Annotated in this window: 1 protein-coding gene; it reads left to right on the forward strand. The window is 28.9% G+C overall.

The genetic code is table 11. The features are described from left to right. On the forward strand, positions 1 to 212 hold a 212-nt coding region (locus EII23_RS13065), incomplete at its 5' end, for a hypothetical protein (RefSeq protein WP_185702416.1). Between the last annotated feature and the right edge of the window lie 186 nt (positions 213 to 398).

A 398-nucleotide genomic window follows, 5' to 3' on the forward strand; every position in this document is an offset into this window, starting at 1 on the left:
GCCAATTGGAGACTGTAAAAAATAAACACAATAAAATGAGTAAAACGATTGATAGATTTGAACGAAAAAAATTACCGAAATTAAAAGATGAATTTTACGATATAAAAAATCGAACAGCAGAAGAAAAGACAAAGTTTAAAACGTTAAAACAGGATATTGATCAATCTGAGCATAAATTAAAAGATTTAAATGCCGATATTAATCATAAATAACAAGCATTTAACGATTTAGAGGCACATATATCCCAAATAAGAGCCAAAAAAGAAGAAGAGGAGGAGAATATTACCAAATTTTAAAGAATGTTCTGTATGAGCCTCTAAACAACGAATTTAAGTATGAATATAAAAAGCGAAGTTTATTTTCGAGAGAAAGTGAGCCAACAGGACGAGTCATTTTGA

Origin of the sequence: Desulfovibrio sp. OH1186_COT-070 (assembly GCF_003860215.1) — a bacterium.
Classification (GTDB): Bacteria; Desulfobacterota; Desulfovibrionia; order Desulfovibrionales; family Desulfovibrionaceae; genus Desulfovibrio.